This window comes from Cupriavidus pampae, from assembly GCF_914271485.1.
GTDB lineage: Bacteria > Pseudomonadota > Gammaproteobacteria > Burkholderiales > Burkholderiaceae > Cupriavidus > Cupriavidus pampae.
Genome location: NZ_CAJZAG010000011.1, coordinates 284,922 through 300,613 on the forward strand (window position 1 = coordinate 284,922; position 15,692 = coordinate 300,613).

General features: G+C 60.0%; 18 protein-coding genes and 1 pseudogene. 10 read left to right on the forward strand and 9 right to left on the reverse strand.

Annotated features, from left to right (window positions below; translation table 11 throughout):
- Nucleotides 1–45: 45 nt before the first annotated feature.
- Nucleotides 46–231, reverse strand: coding sequence for a hypothetical protein (locus LDO41_RS26830; protein ID WP_223993872.1), 186 nt, complete (start codon nt 229–231; stop codon nt 46–48).
- A 216-nt stretch (nt 232–447) separates the two neighbouring features.
- A complete protein-coding gene (locus tag LDO41_RS26835; protein ID WP_223993873.1) occupies nt 448–1,293 on the reverse strand; it encodes a class II glutamine amidotransferase in 846 nt (281 codons plus the stop codon).
- A 231-nt stretch (nt 1,294–1,524) separates the two neighbouring features.
- On the opposite strand from LDO41_RS26835, the gene LDO41_RS26840 reads away from it, so the two are divergent.
- Nucleotides 1,525–3,030 carry a DASS family sodium-coupled anion symporter gene (locus LDO41_RS26840; protein ID WP_223993874.1) on the forward strand — a complete coding sequence of 502 codons (1,506 nt, stop codon included), beginning with the start codon at nt 1,525–1,527 and terminating at the stop codon, nt 3,028–3,030.
- Here the strand turns inward: LDO41_RS26840 and LDO41_RS26845 are convergent.
- Nucleotides 2,993–3,520, reverse strand: a pseudogene (locus LDO41_RS26845) (BON domain-containing protein); the annotation flags it as partial. The gene LDO41_RS26840 and the pseudogene LDO41_RS26845 sit on opposite strands and share 38 nt — an antisense overlap.
- Before the next feature lie 157 nt (nt 3,521–3,677).
- On the opposite strand from LDO41_RS26845, the gene LDO41_RS26850 reads away from it, so the two are divergent.
- The gene (locus LDO41_RS26850) at nt 3,678–4,529 is read left to right on the forward strand and encodes an N-acyl homoserine lactonase family protein (RefSeq protein ID WP_223993876.1); all 852 of its coding nucleotides are present in this window, start codon (nt 3,678–3,680) and stop codon (nt 4,527–4,529) included.
- A gap of 5 nt (nt 4,530–4,534) precedes the next feature.
- Here the strand turns inward: LDO41_RS26850 and LDO41_RS26855 are convergent, their stop codons facing one another.
- Nucleotides 4,535–5,542 (reverse strand): Dyp-type peroxidase, encoded by a 1,008-nt coding sequence (locus LDO41_RS26855; protein WP_223993878.1) that lies wholly within the window; start codon nt 5,540–5,542, stop codon nt 4,535–4,537.
- Between the two features lie 97 nt (nt 5,543–5,639).
- Between LDO41_RS26855 and LDO41_RS34265 the strand changes: the two genes are divergently transcribed.
- Nucleotides 5,640–5,771 carry a hypothetical protein gene (locus LDO41_RS34265; protein ID WP_290370920.1) on the forward strand — a complete coding sequence of 44 codons (132 nt, stop codon included), beginning with the start codon at nt 5,640–5,642 and terminating at the stop codon, nt 5,769–5,771.
- A gap of 59 nt (nt 5,772–5,830) precedes the next feature.
- A complete protein-coding gene (locus LDO41_RS26860; RefSeq protein ID WP_223993880.1) occupies nt 5,831–6,256 on the forward strand; it encodes a phasin family protein in 426 nt (141 codons plus the stop codon).
- A gap of 79 nt (nt 6,257–6,335) precedes the next feature.
- On the opposite strand, the gene LDO41_RS26865 is transcribed toward LDO41_RS26860, so the two are convergent.
- Both LDO41_RS26865 and LDO41_RS26870 read right to left on the reverse strand, forming a co-directional pair.
- Nucleotides 6,336–6,947 (reverse strand): NADPH-dependent F420 reductase, encoded by a 612-nt coding sequence (locus LDO41_RS26865; RefSeq protein WP_223993882.1) that lies wholly within the window; start codon nt 6,945–6,947, stop codon nt 6,336–6,338.
- A gap of 128 nt (nt 6,948–7,075) precedes the next feature.
- Nucleotides 7,076–8,044 (reverse strand): LysR family transcriptional regulator, encoded by a 969-nt coding sequence (locus tag LDO41_RS26870; RefSeq protein WP_223993884.1) that lies wholly within the window; start codon nt 8,042–8,044, stop codon nt 7,076–7,078.
- Between the two features lie 139 nt (nt 8,045–8,183).
- On the opposite strand from LDO41_RS26870, the gene LDO41_RS26875 reads away from it, so the two are divergent.
- Genes LDO41_RS26875 through LDO41_RS26885 form a run of 3 tightly spaced genes read left to right on the forward strand, consistent with a single transcriptional unit; the run spans nt 8,184 to nt 10,271 of the window.
- A complete protein-coding gene (locus LDO41_RS26875) occupies nt 8,184–8,774 on the forward strand; it encodes an NADPH-dependent FMN reductase (protein WP_223993886.1) in 591 nt (196 codons plus the stop codon).
- Between the two features lie 13 nt (nt 8,775–8,787).
- Nucleotides 8,788–9,645 (forward strand): pirin family protein, encoded by an 858-nt coding sequence (locus tag LDO41_RS26880; RefSeq protein ID WP_223993887.1) that lies wholly within the window; start codon nt 8,788–8,790, stop codon nt 9,643–9,645.
- Nucleotides 9,646–9,668: 23 nt separating this feature from the next.
- Nucleotides 9,669–10,271 carry a malonic semialdehyde reductase gene (locus tag LDO41_RS26885; protein ID WP_223993888.1) on the forward strand — a complete coding sequence of 201 codons (603 nt, stop codon included), beginning with the start codon at nt 9,669–9,671 and terminating at the stop codon, nt 10,269–10,271.
- 2 nt (nt 10,272–10,273) lie between these two features.
- Here the strand turns inward: LDO41_RS26885 and LDO41_RS26890 are convergent, their stop codons facing one another.
- Entirely contained in the window at nt 10,274–11,581 is a 1,308-nt protein-coding gene (locus LDO41_RS26890; protein WP_223993889.1) for an acyl-CoA dehydrogenase family protein, read from the reverse strand.
- Between the two features lie 48 nt (nt 11,582–11,629).
- On the opposite strand from LDO41_RS26890, the gene LDO41_RS26895 reads away from it, so the two are divergent.
- Entirely contained in the window at nt 11,630–12,577 is a 948-nt protein-coding gene (locus tag LDO41_RS26895; RefSeq protein ID WP_223993890.1) for an alpha/beta fold hydrolase, read from the forward strand.
- Nucleotides 12,578–12,593: 16 nt separating this feature from the next.
- On the forward strand, nt 12,594–13,070 hold the full coding sequence (locus LDO41_RS26900; RefSeq protein WP_223993891.1) for a nuclear transport factor 2 family protein: 477 nt from the start codon (nt 12,594–12,596) through the stop codon (nt 13,068–13,070).
- A gap of 160 nt (nt 13,071–13,230) precedes the next feature.
- Here LDO41_RS26900 and LDO41_RS26905 read toward each other — a convergent pair whose 3' ends face one another.
- Both LDO41_RS26905 and LDO41_RS26910 read right to left on the reverse strand, forming a co-directional pair.
- Entirely contained in the window at nt 13,231–14,130 is a 900-nt protein-coding gene (locus LDO41_RS26905; RefSeq protein WP_223993892.1) for a LysR family transcriptional regulator, read from the reverse strand.
- 217 nt (nt 14,131–14,347) lie between these two features.
- Entirely contained in the window at nt 14,348–14,635 is a 288-nt protein-coding gene (locus LDO41_RS26910; protein ID WP_223993893.1) for a hypothetical protein, read from the reverse strand.
- 93 nt (nt 14,636–14,728) lie between these two features.
- Between LDO41_RS26910 and LDO41_RS26915 the strand changes: the two genes are divergently transcribed.
- A complete protein-coding gene (locus LDO41_RS26915; RefSeq protein WP_223993895.1) occupies nt 14,729–15,601 on the forward strand; it encodes a LysR family transcriptional regulator in 873 nt (290 codons plus the stop codon).
- The last annotated feature ends 91 nt before the right edge of the window (nt 15,602–15,692 follow it).

The following is a 15,692-nucleotide window of genomic DNA, read 5'->3' on the forward strand; positions in this document are numbered from 1 at the left end:
ACAGATGGCTCTGCGAGGATTGAGAAATTGGCTGACGTACGATCGTCAGTTACAGCCGAACATCGACAGCATCTCCGACGTAGCGCCGGTTTCGTAGAAGGGCTCGCAATGGCCCCACTTAAGATCAACGACCGATTGCGGATCCTGCGGCGCGCGCAACGCCGATGCTTGCGCATTGGCGGCCAACATCAGCATTGCAGAGATGGCAAGACCTGTTTTCGTGATAGCCATATATATCGCTCCATATCGACACCGATTCGACGAGAACAGCGTTGTCGTCAACGGTGGATCGTGAACACAGACGAAACGCGAACCACGATGGTTCGCGAAGTCAGTATATGGCTTGATTGAAATTAATTAACAAAATTGGCAACAATTAGGATAATTACGATCTAATTGGTTTTCTAATCTGTTTCGGCGCGGCGCGCAACGTGCCACGCTCCCAACCTACACCTCCGCCTTCGGCATCCTCGGTACGAACTTCTCCTGTTGGAGTTCTCCGCCCTTCGACATCAGGATCGTTGCCTCGGGGATTTCCTCCCACACGTCCTGTACATCGATCAATGGTTCTGACAAGACGAGGAAGGCGTCGTCACCAGCGGCGATGATGCGGGGGTCTTCGGGGTAGAGGGCGCGTAGCTGGCGGAAGGACGTGCTGTGGAACAGCGAGCGCGATGCGGTTTCGCTCGAGTAGCGGACCGCCACGATCTGCTGGCCGTCGGTGACGCACACCGTCATGTTCAGCGGGAACTGGACGTCGTAGCGGTGCCCCACCTTCTCGATGAATCCGGCCATCTGCTCCAACGCGCTGCGCGGGTCGCGTTCGAGGCCGAAAGTCAGGGCGAGGAAGAACATGATCTCGGAGTCCGTCGACCCTTCGATCCAGCGGAACAGGTGCGGCGCCACCGCCATCATCAGGTCACGGCGCAGGAGCGGGAAATCTCGGATCAAGCCGTTGTGCACGAATAGCCAGCGGCCAAAGCGGAACGGATGGCAGTTGGTCTCCTGCGTCGGCGTACCCGTGGCCGCGCGCACGTGGGCGACGAACATCGGCGCCCTGACGGCGCGCGCGGTCTCACGCAGATTGGTGTCGCTCCACGCGGGATGCAGGCAGCGATAGCGGAACGGCAACTCCGAATGCCGGCCATACCAGCCGACACCAAAGCCATCGCCATTCGTGGTGGTATGCCCGAGCCGCGCATTCAGGCTCTGGTCGATCAGGGAATGCTCCGGCTGAAACAGTACCGCCTCGAGTGGGACGGAACGGCCGGAATAGGCCAGCCAACGGCACATGGGGGCGTCTCCTTGGAATGGGTGCACCACTTCAGGATAGCAACAATGCGGAAATTGTGATGTCAGCGGAAGCCGTGATCACACTCCCTGCGCACGTTTTAGACACGTTGCGGCGCAATGGGGCCGCCAAACCATCGGATTCAAGCGCGCTTCAAAAAAATTGACTTCCGCTCCCGGCGCCGATCGGTCACGATGCCGATGACCAGTATGTTCGCCCAGGGAGGTTCGGAGATGCTCCGCAGGATCGCTGCGATGTACCGTTACTTCATGTCCGTGGTGCCGTTCCGGCTAACGCCGGCCATCATCACCACGATCGTCCTTGTCACGCTATTGCTGCTGCCCGCGCCGTCGGGCCTGAACGCAGACGCGTGGACGCTAGTGGCCATCTTTCTGACCACGATTGTCGCCATCATCCTCAAGGTAATGCCGATTGGTGTGATGGCGATGATGGCCATCGTCATCGTGGCGTTCGCGCAGGTGACCTCGCACTCGTCGAAGGGCGCCATCGCCGATGCACTCAGCAGCTTCTCCAATCCGTTGATCTGGCTGATCGTGGTGGCCATTCTGATCTCGCGCGGACTGAAGAAAACCGGCCTAGGCAATCGCATCGGCCTGATGTTCATTGCGCTGCTGGGCAAGCGCACCATTGGCATCGGTTACGGACTGGCGATCTGCGAGCTGGTGCTCGCGCCGTTCACGCCCAGCAACACGGCGCGTGGGGGTGGCATCGTGCATCCGATCATGCGCTCGATCGCTGGCGCGTTCGATTCGGATCCGGCCAAGGGCACGCAAGGTAAGGTAGGCACGTATCTGGCACTGGTCAACTATCACGCCAACCCCATCACGTCGGCGATGTTCGTGACGGCTACCGCGCCGAATCCGCTTGTGGTCGACTACATCGCGCGGGCCAGCGGCCAGTCGCTGCATCTGAGCTGGACCATGTGGGCGCTGTGCATGCTGTTGCCGGGCCTGCTCTGCCTGTTGGTCATGCCGATGGTCATTTACCTGCTGAATCCGCCCGAGCTGAAGGTGACACCCAACGCCGTGGAGTATGCGCGTGGCGAGTTGACACGCATGGGTCCGCTCAGCGGCAAGGAGCGCATGATGATGGGGGTTTTCGCCATGATGCTGGTGCTGTGGGCCAACGTGCCGGCGATGATCCTTGGCGATGCCTACACGCTCGATCCGACCGCGGTCGCGTTTCTTGGTCTGTTCGCACTGATCATCACCGGCACGATCGACTGGGACGACGTGCTCTCGGAGAAAAGCGCGTGGGACACGCTGATCTGGTTCGGCGCGTTGGTCATGCTCGCGGAGCAACTCAACAAGCTGGGCGTCATCGCATGGTTCTCGGCGGATATGCGCGACGCCATCGCCGCCAGCGGCATGGGTTGGCCCTCGATCGCGGCCACGCTGGTGCTGGCGTTTGTGTTCTCCCATTATCTGTTCGCCAGCACTACCGCGCATATCAGCGCGATGATGCTCGCTTTCCTGACGGTAGGCGTGCATCTGATTCCGCCGCCCTACGCCCCTCCCTTCCTGCTGATGATGGCGGCGGGCTCGGCCATCATGATGACGCTGACGCACTACGCCACCGGCACCTCGCCGATCATTTTTGGGAGCGGCTATGTGACGATGGGACAGTGGTGGCGGGCGGGGGCGGTGATGTGTGTGCTGGAGTTGATGGTGTTTGCGGTGGTGGGCGGGGTGTGGTGGAAGCTGCTGGGACTTTGGTGAAGCGCTCGTACGGTACGTTGCGCGAGGCATCGCGTGTCGTCTGATCCACCACCCGCTCGGCGTCCGGAACCTCCCGCATCGCCTCCATAAACTTCGCGGTGGGGAATTGCGGGCCGACGCAACCTTGAATCAGCACCCAACGCTGCCAGACAGTAATCCACAACGTACTCTGTTCCCACGCCGGCATATTGGCCGAAAGCCATTGCAAGCGCCTGCGCGCGCTATCGGCGATCTCGTGGTCATACGCGAAAGCGTTGGGAAGACGGCAGCGGCCCTCTATCCAACAGTGGTTCCCATGTTCGATGCGATGGTGCGATTCCCGGATCCACTCGGCTTCGGTCGTGCGAGGGCCGGCAGGCTCGGGGCAGTTCGGGATGGCTTTCGATATCTGAAAGAAGGGATCGTTGCCGCGATTCTGGAGTTGCTCGTCGGCGTGGGAGAACGCTGTCAACGACAGCAATAAGCAGAAGAAGCTGGTGCGCTTTGCCATCTTGGTTGCTCCCAATAGCCGCTCTCGGCTCGGTAGTCAGTATAGAAAACATCCCGACGCGCATCCGTCACGGGAATTCGCAACGTTTAACCAATACCTCCGCCAGCACTCCCCTAGGCTGATTCGGATCCCCATTGATTTCCGGAGGAACATCATCATGAATCGGTTCCTGGCTACGCTCACCGTGGCCGCGCTGCTTTGCGCATCCATTCCGTCTTTGTACGCCGCTCCGCCCGAGGTGAAGATGTATCGGCTGGACTGTGGTCATATGCGGTTGGGAGACAAGGCCTTGTTCTCCGACGCGGGGCTATACAAGGGAGAGCAGCAGGACATCGTGATGTCGTGCTATCTGATCCGGCACGGGAAGGACTGGATTCTTTGGGATACGGGGCTGCCGAAGAAATATCTCAAGGGCCCGCTGACCGAGGCTTCGTTCACTTCCAAGCTGGACCGGACGATCGTCGATCAGCTACGCGACCTCAAGCTCGGCGCCAAGGACATCAAGTATGTGATCGTGTCACACGCTCACTTCGATCACGCCGGTCAGTTGAACGATTTTCCGAACGCCACGCTGATCATCCAGCGCGCCGAGCTCGAGGCGATCGGCAACACCAAGGTCGCGCTGGAGCACCATATCCAGGGCGATCTTTTCACGTCGCATATCTCGGGCAGGACCTTGAAGCGCGTAAGGCTCGTCGATGGTGACGTCGACCTCTTCGGCGACGGTACGCTCAAGACAATTCACATTCCCGGCCACACGCCGGGAAGCATGGCATTGCTCATCAACTTCAAGAACGCCGGGCCATACATCCTTTCCGGTGACCAATGGCATTTCACGGAGAACCGGCAACGCAATCAAGTGCCAGCCTACAACTACTCGCACGACGACACGCTGAAGTCCTCGAAAAAGCTAGAGGACCTCGTCAGCCAGACGCATGCGACGCTGGTCATTCAACACGAACCAACGGATAACGCGAAGCTGCCGAAGCCTCCGGCCTACTTGGATTGAGCGGATTAACGCGGCGTCGTACCTGTTGGAGAAACCGTTGCGAGCTGCTTTTGTGCGGCCTGAACGAGCTCTTCCAGCATCGGCCTCGCGGGCGCGAAGAAAGTGATTCCCGTGTGAGGCGTCGAGAAATCCAGCAGGCGGTCGTAGGCGCCCGGCGGGTCGCCGATGTACATGCGTTGCAGCATCTTCTCTATGACCCAGAGATACCGCGAATAGCCGATAAAGTAGGTGCCGAACTCGCGTTGCCCCGGCCGGCCAAACGGCATGTTGTCGCGCAGGATGTCGTGCTCGTTGCCGTCGGCGTCCACGATCGTAGCCAATGACTTGTGCGATTTGCGGGGCGCGTCGTCGTCATCGATCTCGATGTTGTCGATCTTCGTGCGACCGATGATCGCCTCTTGCTCCGGCGTCGGGGTCTGCGCCCACGCGCTCATGTTGTGCAGATACTTCTGGACGACGACGTAACTGCCTCCCACGAACTCCTCGTCTTCCTGGCCGACCAATGCGGAAGCCGGCAAATCCCGTCCCGTCGGATTGGCGGTGCCGTCAACAAAGCCCAGCAGATCACGCGCATCGAAGTAGCGAAAGCCGGATACCTCATCGACCACGGTCACGCTCGCGCCGAGCGTGTCGAGCAGGATGCGTTCGAACTCGAAGCACACGTCGGTGCGTTCCGATCGGATATGGAAGAGAAGATCGCCCGGCGTCGCGGGTGCCGTATGAACCGCGCCATGAATCGGTGCAAATGGCTTCAGTTCCTGCGGCCGTTTATCGACGCCGAGCCGATTCCAGAAATCATGACCAATGCCGACAATACATGACAGCTTGGCTGAAAGATCCCGGAATCCGACGGTCTTGACGAGATCGTCCAGCCCGTCGAGCGCCGAACATACCGTAGCAAGCGCAGCCTGCTCGTTGTTGACGGTGACCACAAGAAAAACCGCGGCTTGCGACAAGGGCGCATCGATACTTTGCGCGTCGATGGGCACTCTGTCCCAACTCTTTTCCGTCATCGGATCTTCCCCTTTCTACCTCAAGACAGTTTTTAGAACTCGCAATGGCGTATGCTGGGGGTTGCCAGTTCGGCAAACAACGCACCAGGAGCCAATCATGGCCAAGGGTCAGTTACGTAGCAATCGCGAAGCAAAGAAACCCAAACAACCCAAGAAGCCGTCGGTCCCGGCTGCCCCATTCAGCACCGCGCAAACGCGGGCGGCTGATGGTAACGCCAAGAAGAAATAGTAGTCCACTTGGACGGACGCGCAACGGCGTGACGTTCATCGAAAGCGAGGAGACAAATTATGCCCACCATGCCTAGCCAGTTCGCGGACTTCACCAAGTTGCTGGAGCAGTATAAATTGCCTGGCGTCGACATGACCGCGGTGATAGAAGCGCGGCGTCAGGACATCGAAGCCATCATGGAGGCCAACCGGGTCGCCTACGAAGGCATGCAGGCGCTTGTGCAAAAGCAGACCGAACTGCTAAGCAAGAGCATGCAGGAGATTCAGGCTGCGACCCAGCAGATGACCACGGGTGGCAATCCCGCGGAGGCGCTGACCAAGCAGGGCGAATTCGTCCAGCAAGGCTTGCAGGCCGCTTTCAACAATATGCGTGAATTGGCCGAGATGGCGCAGAAATCTCAGGCTGAGGCGTTGGCGGTGATCACCAAGCGTGCGGAACAGAATATCGAGGAAGCAAAAGCTTTGATGAAGGGGCAGCGGAAGTAAGGCCGCATCGAGCGAAACGGCAAGGTTGATTCGTCTTGCCGTTTTGCCCGGAAGAAGATAATCGCTGAGAGCAACGCCCTCAAGCACGCAGTTCCAGCTTCAGGATATTGGGCCCTGCGAGCGGCCCCCCCGGTGGCTGGAACAATCGACTCCCGGTCTCGATATCGCCCATATCGACACCGAAAAATCCCAGGCGCTCGATCAACGCCGCAATATCGATTTTGGCTGGCTGATCGTCGCTGGCATAAAAGAGAATGCGTTGGCCTCCACGGGTTGCCGGATCCGCCTCCAGATTCCAGAACGCGTGGTGGTTGAACGCCTTGACGAGGCGCGCTCCCGGTACCAATCCCGCCACGATCGCTGACGAAGCGCGCCCCGCGATGTCGATTGGGGGCAGCGGTGGCTTCTGCAGCGGATTGTTCGTGTCGACCACGATGCGTCCGCCAAAATCGGGCAACCCAGCAAGCGCAGCAGGCAGTTTGAGCCAGGGGACGGCGACGAATACGATGTCCTTCGCGGCCGTCTCTTCCCGCGTACCCGCCTTGATCGAAGGGCCGAGCTGAGTGACATATTCGCGCAGGCTCTCTGGCCCGCGGCTATTGGATATGGTCGCTTCGATGTTCATTCTTGCTAGCTGCCGGGCGATGGCGCCGCCGATCTGCCCGCTGCCGATGATGCCTATGCTAGTCATGCTTCTGTCCTTTTCCTGAGCCGGAGCGGCTGATGCCGCCTGATGCCAATGTACAAACCGCTGCGCTCTGGATAAAGTTAGAAGCATGAGAGGCACTCGTTCAAAAAAGAGCGCAATCCCGCGCCATGCTACGACGGCTTCGCGGAAGATTTCTTTTTCCGGTCGTTGCGTTGCCGATTGCCCGTGGGTGCCCGCTCGGGTTGTATCAAACCCAAATCTGCGATGGTGCTGGCGGCGAACTCAATGAACGCAGACACAGCGCGTGGCAGTTGTCGGCGGCTGTGATAAACCAAATGAACCCCGATGGCGCCTGACGAGTAGTCGGGAAGGACCCAACTCAGTCGCCGGCTCTCCACGAGCGGCCTGGTGAGCGCCGACGGCAATAGCGCGATGCCCATGCCGGCTACCGCTCCAGCGAGCTGCGCCGAAGATGTGTTGGCCTGAAATGGACCATCTACCTCGACGGTTGCCACCGACTTGCTCCCTCCGCCGAGGCGCCAGATAGTCCGCGGCCCCCCCCGGGAAGGGGAGGTCACGCAGTCATGCTTCGCCAGGTCACTAAGTTCCGTGGGCCTCCCGCGTCGCGCCAGATACTCTGGGCTTGCTACGAGCGTCGCCGAACTCGTACCCAGCTTGCGGGCGAAGAGCGTGGGATCCTGGTCGCCTCCGCGCAGGGCAACGTCTATGCCCTCGCCGAGCAGGTCCACACGCGCATCGTTGAGTTCAAACTCGAAGCGCACACGCGGATTGGCCGTGACGAAGCGGGCGAGGGCATCGGCCGGAAACCATTCGAAGAAGTCCACTGGCACGGCCACTCGCACGCGACCAGCGACTTCATTGGCGACCTCGGCGACCTGCCCCGCAGCGCGCATCAGCGCATCAATCTGATCCGCCGATTCCGCAAAGAAATTTCTGCCCGCATCCGTCAGCACCAGCCGTCTCGTGGTGCGTTGCATCAACCGGGTTCCAAGAGCGACTTCCAGCGACTGTACGCGACGGCTTGCCGTGCTGGGTGGCATGCCCAAACGCCGTCCCGCTTCGGCAAAGCTGCCTGCCCGGATGACGTTGACGAACAGGGCAATGTCATTGAGATCCATCGATACTCCGGTACGAGATTTCAATTACTAACGATAGTGCACGAGTCCATTTCATTGTGCCGTATTTTTCTACAACCCGGGTTTTCTTACATTGGTTCCAAGCGCAGTCCAGCGCTCGACATCAACTCAGGAGCCCGGCATGACAAACGTTTCCGTAATCATCGGCAGCACCCGTGAACATCGCTTCTCCGACGCGCCGGCGCGCTGGATCAAGGAGCATCTGGATCGACGCGACGGCGTGACAGCACGCGTCCTCGATCTCCGCGATTTTCCGCTACCGTTCTTCGATAGCGCCATGCTTCCCGGCATTCCGGGTCGTCCGCAGTACGACAACAAAGCGGTGCAGGAATGGACCGCGGCCATTGCCGCTTCCGACGCCTTCGTCGTTGCAACGCCCGAATACAACTTCGCACCCCCGGCTGTCCTGAAGAATGCGCTGGACTGGGTATATGCCGAGTGGCAACGGAAGCCGATCGGCTTCGTGAGCTGGGGCAGTGTAGGTGGAGCCCGCGCAGTACAACAATTGCGCGAGATTTCTGTCGAGCTACAGATGGCCCCGATCCGGCATGCCGTGCACCTCCCAGTTGAAGCAATTTTTGCGCACTTCCAAGGCAACGCCGATCAGATTGCGGCCACGCTGAAAGCGAAGGACGAACACGCGACCGCACTGGTGGACGACCTTCTCTGGTGGGCTTCCGCCCTAAAGACCGCTCGCACCATTACGGCATAAGGGGACCCACATTATGTCGCTCGTCGCTGAAGATAGAAAAGTACAACGCCGCGCTATCGCGCACCGCGCCGACGGCCGTAAGAACGGGCCTGCGACCCGCCTGATGAGCCCGTCCGACCTTGGGCAGTTTCTTAAACCGTTCGTGTTTCTGGATTTCTTTGATATGAAAGGGCCGCCATTCGTGGGGCCGCTTCACCCTCACTCCGGTATTGCCACGCTGTCGTTTCTGATTGACGGCCGCATGGACCTCATCGATCCCGATGGAAACACCGTGGTGTTGCCGAGCGGTGGGATCGAATGGATGCAGGCTGGCAAGGGGATGTGGCACGGTGGAAGCGTGGGCGACCCTGACCACGGCCGTGTGCGTGGATATCAGCTCTGGGTCGCACTTCCGCCCGACCTCGAACTTGGTCCGACCGTAGCGGCTTTCCAGGCGACTGAAGATATCGCCAGTGCCGGCCCGGCACGCGTACTGTTGGGCGGATACGGCAATGCACAAAGTGCCATTGCCGCTCCATCGCCGATGAATGTTCTGGCGGTAAAGCTAAAGGCCGGGGAAAGCTGGACATACCAGCCGCCGCCGGGGCACATCGTGCTGTGGGCATCGCCGGCCGAAGGAAGCGTGCTGGCGAACGGTGAGCCGTTGCGCGCAGAAGAGCTGGTCGCCTTTGAGCGCTCGCATCGGACAGTGGAATTCGAAGCCGTTACGGACACGCAATTCCTCCTCGGCTCCGCAGTGCCCCACGAGTACCCGCTGTCTTTGGGCTACTACTCCGTTCACACCTCGCCATCCGCACTTCGCATCGGCGAGGAACATATCGACGCCATTGGCCGCCGCCTGCTCAGGGAAGGCCGGATCAGCAAGTCGTAATGACTCACGCCAGAGGAACAAACATGTCTGCCCGTCAGCCAATCGCCCAGGCCTCCCTTGCGCAGTTGTTCACGGATGCGCGATCTCATCACCACTGGACCGATCGAGAAGTGTCGGACGACACCCTGCGCACCCTCTATGAACTGATTAAATGGGGACCCACTAGTGGGAACCTGCAGCCGGCGCGCCTCGTCTTCGTCCGATCGGCGGCAGGCCGTCGAAAGCTGTATCCCGCGCTGGAAGGGATGGGCAGCAACCTGCGCCAGGTAAATGAAGCACCAGTGACCGTGATCATCGCGCAGGATGCAAGGTTCTTCGACGACGCGCCTCGGCTCTTTCCACGCATGAACGTGAAGCCGATGTTCGAGGCCGATGCGGCGTTCGCCGAGTCAATCGCGTACCGCAGCAGTTCGCTGACAGGTGCCTACCTGATGCTCGCGGCGCGCGGCCTTGGCGTCGATGTTTGCCCCATGTCGGGCTTCCATAACGCCGTTCTGGACGATGCGTTCTTCAAGGGGACCACATGGAAGGCCAATTTCATCTGCACCCTCGGCTACGGCGACGATGCGAAGCTTCACCCGCGCGATCCCCGCTTGAACTTCGAAGAAGCTTGCCAGTTGGCATGAACTCAGCCGACCTGATCTACGAGCAGCTTCCCGGCCTTGTGGTAGTGCCGTGGCAGCACGAGGTTATGCTGTGCGGCAACGTGGATGTCGCGCAGCCGCCGCTGCAATGGAGATTGCTCGTACAACCCGGCGCTGCCTGCCAACTGAAAGCACTTGTCCACCACGCTGCGACACGTGGATACCGTCCAGATCGCCGTCTGGCTTCCCTCAACAAGCCTGGCGTCAGTCGCTAGCGTCCCTTCCCGGGCATGTTGCCAGTGGCTTCGCGTCTGCTGCATCAGTGCCGCGCGCGCGGCGCGCACATGAGCATGGACCTCACCCAGATCGCGTTGAAACGCTTCGGTGTCGCGCATCGGCGCGGTGGAACGTTCCTGCCGCCTGCCACTTCGTGCGATGGCCAGCAGATCATCCACTGCCCCCTCCGCGATACCAAGCGAGATAGCCGCATGCATCAGAACGAACATCTGCGGAGGACCGGCGTACAACGGGCCCGCTGCCCAGCGATCCGGCTGGGTAAGGTCGAACATGTCCGTGTCCGGATCGATGATGGCATCGAGTGCAATATCGTCGCTGCCAGTACCCTTGAGCCCGGGGACGTGCCACGTATCGAGAATGTTCCAACGCTCTGCCGGCAAGAGCACGACGCGGACCTGAGTTGGGCCTTCTTCTGTGGCATCGTCGGGTACATAGCGGCAGAACCCCAGCATCCAGGAAGCGTGGCGGCACACGCTGGCAAACGGCCACTGACCGTGAGCGCGCCAATGTCCGTCCCGCTGTTCGATGGTGCCGCGCAACTGGGTGGTGCCGGCGACGATGGTATCGGGGTGGCTCCCGTAGATGCGTTCGAACGCGTGGCGCGGAAGCATTGTCGAGAACAGCGCCGAGCCCGCGCCGATCATCGTGGTCCAGCCCACGGAGGCATCACATCGTGCCAGCCCGCTCATGACCTCGAGGATCTCTGGCAGATCGAGCTCGAGACCACCATATGCCTTCGGCAGAAGCATGCGGAAGATGCCGGCGGATGTCATTTGCGCAACGAGGTCCGCAGGAACGTTCCGCGCTGCCTCGATCTCGGGTGCGCGCGCCGTAATCGTGGCCTTCAGGCTGCCGAGCGCAGCCGCGAAGTCATGATGCGAGAGTTCATTCAAACCAGTCACCTTTTCCATTGCGTGGGGACACATGCAGCGAAGTTCGAGTTTAAGCAGGCTCTCCCATCGGCTTTTGTCAAACCGAACGCTTACCGACTCCGGGAGAAACTGCGACGAGCAAGACAGAATTTCGCTGCACGCGGTATCGGGCGGCTGGCGCAACGCCCTACATTCGCATGACTCGATAACGCAGAGCAATCTGGAGCCAGCATGAAGATCACCGCACTGGCGGGATTCGTCGCAACCGCCATCGCCATCGCCATCGCGGATGCCGCGCAGGCGGCCACCATCACCTATCAGACGGTCGCAGTCGACGGCGTCAACATCGCCTATCGGGAATCCGGAGATCGTGAAAGGCCCACCATCCTGCTGCTACATGGCGTCCCCAGTTCATCGCGCATGTACGACGCACTGATGCGCAAGCTTGGCGACAAGTACCATCTGATCGCCCCAGACTATCCTGGCTTCGGCAACAGCGCGGCGCCGAGCCCAGAGTCCTTCACCTATACCTTCGACAATCTCGCGCGCGTCATGCAGCGATTCACAGACGCCGTGGGCGTGCGGCGCTATGCCCTCTTCATGCAGGACTACGGCGCGCCGATCGGCATGCGGCTGGCCGAGGCCCGCGCCGACGCCGTACAGGCGCTCATCTTTCAGAACGGCAATGTGTACGAAGCCGGACTGGGAGCCATGTGGGCGCAACGCAAGGCGTTCTGGGCAGATCGCGCGGCGCACGAGAGCGAAGTCGTGCGCGTGCATCAGTCACTAGGCGCTACGCGCGCGCGTCATGTCGGAAGCGACCCCAATGTGCTCGCCTACGACCCCGATCTGTGGATGGACGAACACGCCTACTTGAACCGGCCGGGCCAAGCTCGCATCCAGGCCGACCTGATCTTCGACTACCAGCAGAACATCGCTGCCTATCCCCGCTGGCAGGCGTGGCTGCGTCAGAAACAGTTACCAACGCTCGTGGTCTGGGGCAAGCACGATCTGGCGTTCACGGTGCCCGGCGCCGAAGCATTCCGCCAGGACAACGTTGCCGCTGACGTCCACGTCCTCGACGGTGGTCATTTCGTCATGGATACGAAGCTGGAGGAAGTGGCAACGATCACCGACAACTTCATGCAACAACTCAACCGCAGCACATCACAACGTTGAACATCAAGGACCTGCCATGTCGAACACAGAAATACGCCACCCCGTCCCGCCCTTCAACCGCGAAACTGCGCTGACCAAGGTCCGTCTTGCGGAGGATGGCTGGAACACTCGTGATGCCGAGCGGGTCTCGCTTGCCTATACCACCGACAGCGCATGGCGCAACCGGGCGGAGTTCGCCACCGGGCGCCGGGAGATCGTGGATTTTCTTACGCGCAAATGGAACAGGGAGCTGGACTACCGTCTGATCAAGGAGCTCTGGGCATTCGAAGGAAACCGGATCGCCGTGCGCTATGCCTACGAGTGGCATGACGACTCCAATCATTGGTTCCGCTCCTACGGCAATGAGAATTGGGAGTTCGACGAGAACGGCCTGATGCAGCGCCGTTTCGCATGCATCAACGATCTGCCGATCAAGGAGTCCGAGCGGAAGTTCCACTGGCCCCTCGGGCGTCGCCCCGACGACCATCCGGGCCTCACCGAACTAGGACTGTAAGCCCCGACGTATCTGGCTATCCGCTGACCCGCGAGCTTTGGCGATGTCCGAAGAGGTACCCGTGACTCTAGACAACGCGGACATCGTTCTTTTTTGCTCGCACCGCACCGTACCTCACCGTACGTTACGCAGTAACGATGGGCCTGAAAGCGCCCGCAGCTTAGTTGAGGTGCTGGTGGGTACGAAGCTGATGCACCAGCAGGTCGATGAAGTTCCGCACCTTGGACGACCCGAGACGGCTCTCGCGGTGCACCACATAGACCGGCCATGGAGCCTCCCCGTATTCATCGAGTATCGTCTGCAAGCGTCCGCTGTTCAGTTCGTTGGGCACCATATAGGAAAACAGCCGGCAAATGCCTACCCCCGCGAGCGCAGCCTCGACCGCCGAGTCGTTGCTCGTGACTGACAGCCGCGGCGTGGTGCGGACCAGCGTAGGCTCCTCGGACGCGCCAAATCTCCACTCCGCGCGTCCGGGCACCCCCGTCGCCGAGATGATCGTGTGGCGCAGCAGATCTGCCGGGTGCTGCGGCATGCCGTGCGTTCGCAAATAGTCCGGCGAAGCGCACAGAACATGGCGCACTTGCCCTACCCGCAATGCCTTGAGGCTGGAATCTGGCAAATGCCCGATGCGCACCGCTACGTCGATGCCCTCATCCGTCAGATTCACCGCACGGTCGAGGAACACAGCGGACACTTCGACCTCGGGATACTCCTTCAAGAAATGGACGATGGAAGGCATGACAAAAGCCTTGCCGAACAGCACCGATGCCGTAACCGAGAGATTGCCCCTCGGAGACGCATTAATGCCCACCGCGGCCTCGTTGGCCTCCATGATGCTTACGAGAATGTTCCTTGCATCGTCGAGGTATCGGCGGCCTGCCTCGGTCAAGCGAACACTGCGCGTGGTACGCGCTAGAAGCTTCACCCCTAACCGCTCTTCGAGGGCGGCAACGGCGCGCGTGATCGCAGCGGGGGAAAGGTCAAGACGTCTGGCAGCAGCGGCAAAGCTTTCGACCTCTCCCACCGCCACGAAGACGGTCATCAGATGTACGTGATCCATTCTTACACTCTGCGAAATGATGAGTGGCAGTTAGTTCGTACTCGAAATTATTTCGCAGAAATGTTAGGTCGACAATACAGGCCGCGTGCCCGTCGGGCATACGGATACCACACGACTTGAAATTATCGCGGAGGCGGGTTATGTATTTCTCCTATGATTTCGTTTGATGGACGAGGCATTTTCAAAAATATCTGTTTAATAAATATGCGCCGCACATTCACATTGCCTGACTGCCGTCGTTACGCAGTAACGAAGATTTTTCGATGCGCTCCTCGAAGAACCGCACACGTTCCTCTTCGTTCAACTGACTCAGCAATGCCGTCGCGCGTTCGTTGATGATTCTCTCCAGCATCTCGACGATCGTTAGCCGGAAGTACGCTGCCAATCGATCCAGGTTGCGCTTGGTGGATATCGACACGTAGCAGTTCAGGCGTTCGTGGCGGCCGCCCCTCCCCGTTCGTCGCGCGCGATACGATCGCTGGCGCTCTGCGTTGGTTTTTGCCATGCGGCAATGATCCTCGGCTTTCGCGTGCGGATAAACATGGTATTTTGGAAAGCATTGATCCACCTATGAAGCAATGCAAGCGGACGCAACGAGATGGATGACTATTTGAACGACATGGCGCTCTTCGTTGAAGTCGTCAAGGCCAAGGGATTTCGAAAAGCGGCTGAAACAGTTGGCATGCCAAATTCGACTTTATCGCGGCGCATCACGAACCTGGAGAAAGCGATTGGTCTGCGATTGCTTCATCGCACCACACGCAAGCTTGAGTTGACAGAGGCGGGGCAGGTTTACTTCACCCGCTGCAAGCGCATTGTCGATGAAGCCCGGCTTGCTCACGAGCACCTGGGCGAGATGCTCGCTCAGCCTAGCGGCTTGCTGCGTGCATCGATGTCGGTGGACTTTTCCCAGGTCTATCTGGCGCCGCTGATCGCCGAATTCTCGCGGCTATACCCCGCTATCTCGTTCGACCTCGACCTCACCCCGCGAAGGGTGGATATGGTCAGCGATCCGTTCGACGTGGCCATCCGCATGGGAGAGTCCGGGGATTCTCAATTGATTGCACGTCCCATTACCACCCTCATCCCGCAGTTGTTCGCCTCGCCGGGATATCTGAAGGAACACGGTGAACCGGCGACGCCGGCAGAGCTGAGTTCACACCAATGCTTCACCATGTTGAGGGCAGCCTCGTGGGCGTTGACGGATGGGACGCGCAGCATGACGGTGCCGGTCGGCGGCAGATTCACGCTCAACAACGTTGGATTGATACGCCGCTTTGCCACGCTGGATCTGGGCATCGCCATGGTGTCCAAGGGTGTGATGGCCGAAGAGGTCGCGAACGGAAAGTTGCGGCGGATCCTGCCGCAGTGGCATGGTCATCCGCAGACGGTCTACGCCATCACCGAGACCCGGCTTCTGCCGGCGAAGACTCAGCGTTTTATCGACTTCCTTCGCGACCGGCTCTCGTAGGCTCGCCGCCGCCGCGATTCTTGCTCGGGGAGAAAGTCTCAATTACGTCGCGCCTCATTCCCCTCAGTCTGCCGCACACTAAGAATCGGCC

What these genes read in the sequence shown, in the direction of transcription:
- LDO41_RS26830 (WP_223993872.1), bottom strand. Translation starts at nt 231, where the DNA reads ATGGCTATCACGAAAACAGGTCTTGCCATCTCTGCAATGCTGATGTTG.
- LDO41_RS26835 (WP_223993873.1), bottom strand. Translation starts at nt 1,293, where the DNA reads ATGTGCCGTTGGCTGGCCTATTCCGGCCGTTCCGTCCCACTCGAGGCG.
- LDO41_RS26840 (WP_223993874.1), top strand. Translation starts at nt 1,525, where the DNA reads ATGCTCCGCAGGATCGCTGCGATGTACCGTTACTTCATGTCCGTGGTG.
- LDO41_RS26850 (WP_223993876.1), top strand. Translation starts at nt 3,678, where the DNA reads ATGAATCGGTTCCTGGCTACGCTCACCGTGGCCGCGCTGCTTTGCGCA.
- LDO41_RS26855 (WP_223993878.1), bottom strand. Translation starts at nt 5,542, where the DNA reads ATGACGGAAAAGAGTTGGGACAGAGTGCCCATCGACGCGCAAAGTATC.
- LDO41_RS34265 (WP_290370920.1), top strand. Translation starts at nt 5,640, where the DNA reads ATGGCCAAGGGTCAGTTACGTAGCAATCGCGAAGCAAAGAAACCCAAA.
- LDO41_RS26860 (WP_223993880.1), top strand. Translation starts at nt 5,831, where the DNA reads ATGCCCACCATGCCTAGCCAGTTCGCGGACTTCACCAAGTTGCTGGAG.
- LDO41_RS26865 (WP_223993882.1), bottom strand. Translation starts at nt 6,947, where the DNA reads ATGACTAGCATAGGCATCATCGGCAGCGGGCAGATCGGCGGCGCCATC.
- LDO41_RS26870 (WP_223993884.1), bottom strand. Translation starts at nt 8,044, where the DNA reads ATGGATCTCAATGACATTGCCCTGTTCGTCAACGTCATCCGGGCAGGC.
- LDO41_RS26875 (WP_223993886.1), top strand. Translation starts at nt 8,184, where the DNA reads ATGACAAACGTTTCCGTAATCATCGGCAGCACCCGTGAACATCGCTTC.
- LDO41_RS26880 (WP_223993887.1), top strand. Translation starts at nt 8,788, where the DNA reads ATGTCGCTCGTCGCTGAAGATAGAAAAGTACAACGCCGCGCTATCGCG.
- LDO41_RS26885 (WP_223993888.1), top strand. Translation starts at nt 9,669, where the DNA reads ATGTCTGCCCGTCAGCCAATCGCCCAGGCCTCCCTTGCGCAGTTGTTC.
- LDO41_RS26895 (WP_223993890.1), top strand. Translation starts at nt 11,630, where the DNA reads ATGAAGATCACCGCACTGGCGGGATTCGTCGCAACCGCCATCGCCATC.
- LDO41_RS26900 (WP_223993891.1), top strand. Translation starts at nt 12,594, where the DNA reads ATGTCGAACACAGAAATACGCCACCCCGTCCCGCCCTTCAACCGCGAA.
- LDO41_RS26905 (WP_223993892.1), bottom strand. Translation starts at nt 14,130, where the DNA reads ATGGATCACGTACATCTGATGACCGTCTTCGTGGCGGTGGGAGAGGTC.
- LDO41_RS26910 (WP_223993893.1), bottom strand. Translation starts at nt 14,635, where the DNA reads ATGGCAAAAACCAACGCAGAGCGCCAGCGATCGTATCGCGCGCGACGA.
- LDO41_RS26915 (WP_223993895.1), top strand. Translation starts at nt 14,729, where the DNA reads ATGGATGACTATTTGAACGACATGGCGCTCTTCGTTGAAGTCGTCAAG.